The organism is Streptococcus sp. GMD4S (assembly GCF_000296955.1).
In genome coordinates this window covers 1-3,802 of sequence record NZ_AJRE01000110.1, presented here as the reverse complement: position 1 = coordinate 3,802, position 3,802 = coordinate 1, and the positions used below count along the sequence as shown (strand labels likewise).

The window sequence follows — 3,802 nt, the reverse complement described above, 5'->3', positions numbered from 1 at the left end:
ACGACACGACGAAGCATTAAAAGTTTCCGGAAAAGCTTTAAAGGCTGCAATTTTTCAACTTTTATCAGAATTTTTAAAAGAAATTATCAAGAAATTTATAGTTTGGTTGAGTGAAAAGCATAAGAATTTCAATTCATTCCTTGAGAAATTAAAAGAAGCTGTTTCTTCTTTTGTTTCAAATTTATCAAAGCATATTTTAAATGTTGGTCAATCTATCTTAACAATGCTTGTAACATCTATTTTTGGAACAGTTGGTGAAATTTTTTTAAAAATTTGGACATTTATAAAACAAGGTTGGTCATCTCTAAAAGATGCTATTGATTATTTGAATAATCCTGAAAATAGTTCCAAAGATATTAATATTATTATTCTTGAACTTGGGAAAGTAATTACTGCAGGTATAGTTGTCACAGGAGGACTGGCTTTGGGAGAAATAATTGGTAAATCTCTCATTGCCATTGCGCCTCCACTTGCGGTAGAAATACCTATTCTAGGCTCATTGGCTAGTATTATCGGAACATTTATGGGGGCTACTGTCGCTGGTATAACAGGTGCTTTTGTATTAAAAATGATTGATCAGCAAATTGTCAATAAACAAATTTCCGAACTAAAATCTAAGAAAATTGATCAAAATAATGAAATGTTAGTAATTCAAGATCAATTATTAGATGTAAAGAGCATAAAGCTTCAAGTAGAAAAAGATTCTGTTATCAATACTATTAAGGAAAGACATGATATGGCTGCTTCAATAATGAAAGAAAAGCTATCAGATATTTTTGCAGAATCTACAAGAGACGATAAAAGTGACTTTGATGAGATTGATAATTTATTACAAGAATTATTAGATTAGGGAGATAAATATGGAACAAGAAGTATTTGAGCAAGAACAAGAAACAATTGAAATAAACATTAGCAAACATGATTTCGATGAAGCGAAAGAGCATTTGAAAGAGTTTGCTGAACAGAGTCGAGATGATTTGTATTTTGATACAGTTAGGACTCATGAAGAATTCTTTGGTTTTGGTCTTGATTTTGTTGAGCATGGAGTTACTGGTAAAGAGTTTAATACTTTAGTTGAACAAACTCAAAATTACATTTCAAAATTTTATGATAATCAACAAAAACTTATTGAAGAATTTGGTCAAGTTTATAAAGCTTTAGAAGCTCTTGATAAAGGTCATATTCAAGCAATTATTTGTAATGTAGCTGCAATAGAGCTTAACAATAAGAAAATTTTAAAAGAGCAAGCACGTATTGATAAAACGATTGAGAAACAGACTTCTACACTCTTAGCACTTAAGCAATTTAAAGAAAAATTAAATGAAAATAATCATAAAGAATCCATTGAGGAACATAAAAGAATTCTATCTTCGTTAGATGAAAGAATTGATAAATTAGAACAATTCTCATCAAAAATCCCTTTAGAACCTGTTTCACATACTGCTGAACTCGAGGAGCTTAGAAGAGAATTAGAAGAAAGTAAACAACAAATTCAACTTATTTCCAATCGACTACTTACAGTTTTTATCATATCCGGAGTATCCATTGGAATGTTAATTATTGCTTTACTTTTTATGTTTTTGAGGTAGATTATGACAATATCCCGTGATAAACTAATTGAGAGTGCCAAAAAATTGGATCGACAACTGGGTAACGAATTGGTTTTTCTCACTAAAGTGAATGAGATTATAATTGATCATTCTGACACAAATAAAGTAGCCGATTTATATAAATCTATATATTTATTTCAAAAAGAGAACAAAAAAAGTAAGATAAGTCCAACGCTGAAAGAGTTATCTGATAATTTAGCTTGTTATTTAGGTTACTCTTCCCTTTATGAAATACTAGGGCAGGAGTTAGGAAAACGTAGCAACTCTTCTCTGGATGAATTGATGAAGGAATTAAATCAATTAGTTGGTTTACAAAAAGTTAAAGAGGAAGTTTCGAGGTTAGTTATATATCAAAAGGTTCAGTCCAAAAGAAAAGAGTCTGGGCTAAAAGTACCAAAGAGAACTTTACATATGGCGTTTATGGGGAATCCTGGTACTGGAAAGACGACAGTGGCCAGAATTGTAGGTCGGATGTATTTTCAGTTAGGCCTTCTTTCAAAGGGGCATTTTACTGAAGTCTCTAGAACGGATTTAATTGCTGGTTACCAAGGTCAAACCGCTTTGAAAGTAAAAAATGTTATCGAAAAAGCAAAAGGTGGCGTTTTATTCATAGATGAAGCTTATAGTATTACAGAAAATGACAATACGGATTCATATGGACGAGAATGTTTAACGGAATTAACAAAGGCTCTAGAGGATTCAAGAGATGATCTAATTGTTATTGTTGCAGGATATACTGATCCAATGAATCATTTTTTTGAATCAAATCCTGGTTTGAAATCTCGCTTTAATTATTTTATTAATTTTGAAAATTATTCTTCTACGGAATTGTTAGATATTCTTGAAACTTTAGCAAGAAAAGACGACTACCAGATTGAGGACAAGTTGAAAGAAATATTATTAAATTATTTTAATGAAAAGTTAGAAAGTAATCTCACAAATTTTTCTAACGGACGTTTCGTTCGAAATCTTTATGAAGATTTAATAATGAATCAAGCTGTTCGAATAGATAAAAGTGAGAGTGTATCTTCAAAAGATTTAACTTTGTTGATAAAAGACGATTTTTCTTTAGAAGAAAACTGTTCTGCTTATATAGAAATATAATTAATTGAGAGAATACATCATCAAATCGTAGCTAAATTTCTTACTGATTGATGCAGACTGAATATCGAACCTTAACCCTTGTATCCGCAAGGGTTTTCTTCTTGACTTTCTTTTGTGGTAAAATATTGATAGCGAAATTGCTTGATTTTTTCAATCTTACAAAAATGTAAGATTAAAGTCTCTTTTGTAAGGTTAGGTTATGGCAAGACCTCTTTTTTTGCGATAAACTAGACTCATAAAGAACAAAGGAGTAAAACCATGAAAAGAATTTTACAAAAGAAAACAAGAAAACCAAGTCAAAAAGATATCGAGCGTGTTCAACTAGGATGCGCTATGATGCAAGCACAGTTTCAATTGATGGGATATTAAGAAGGAGAAAATCATGACACTTTTAGATGTAAAACACGTTCAAAAAATCTACAAAACACGTTTCCAAGGCAACCAAGTTGAGGCTCTCAAGGACATTCACTTTACCGTAGAAAAGGGTGACTACGTTGCTATCATGGGTGAGTCTGGTTCAGGAAAGTCAACCTTGCTCAACATTCTAGCTATGCTGGACAAACCAACTCGCGGGCAGGTTTACCTCAACGGAACCGACACAGCCACTATTAAAAATTCACAGGCTTCGAGTTTCCGTCGTGAGAAGTTGGGATTTGTCTTCCAAGACTTTAACTTGCTAGATACCTTGTCTGTTAAGGATAATATCTTGCTTCCGTTAGTTCTATCACGAAAACCTATTACGGAGATGATGAAAAAATTGGTGGTGACTGCTGAGAATCTAGGTATCAACCAATTGCAAGAGAAGTACCCTTACGAGATCTCAGGCGGTCAAAAGCAGCGGGTAGCAGTAGCACGCGCCATCATCACAGAACCTGAAATTCTCCTTGCTGATGAGCCAACAGGAGCCCTTGACTCCAAGTCATCTGCAGCACTTCTGGATGTATTTGATGAAATCAATGAACGTGGCCAAACCATTCTCATGGTAACTCACTCAACGGCAGCAGCCAGCAGGGCCAAGCGCGTTCTCTTTATCAAAGACGGCATTCTTTACAACCAAATCTACCGTGGAGACAAGACAGAGCGTCAGA

At 33.4% G+C, this 3,802-nt stretch carries 3 protein-coding genes and 1 pseudogene; all 4 read left to right on the top strand.

Annotated elements, in window-relative coordinates; translation table 11 throughout:
• A pseudogene (locus tag GMD4S_RS13515) lies at positions 1 to 850 on the top strand (hypothetical protein); the annotation flags it as partial.
• Between the two features lie 10 nt (positions 851 to 860).
• Positions 861 to 1,589 (top strand): hypothetical protein, encoded by a 729-nt coding sequence (locus GMD4S_RS07325; RefSeq protein WP_000434511.1) that lies wholly within the window; start codon positions 861 to 863, stop codon positions 1,587 to 1,589.
• Positions 1,590 to 1,592: 3 nt separating this feature from the next.
• The gene (locus tag GMD4S_RS07320) at positions 1,593 to 2,714 is read left to right on the top strand and encodes an AAA family ATPase (protein WP_000156038.1); all 1,122 of its coding nucleotides are present in this window, start codon (positions 1,593 to 1,595) and stop codon (positions 2,712 to 2,714) included.
• Positions 2,715 to 3,096: 382 nt separating this feature from the next.
• Positions 3,097 to 3,802 (top strand): ABC transporter ATP-binding protein (locus GMD4S_RS07315; RefSeq protein WP_000173368.1); only part of this gene is annotated, 706 nt, incomplete at its 3' end.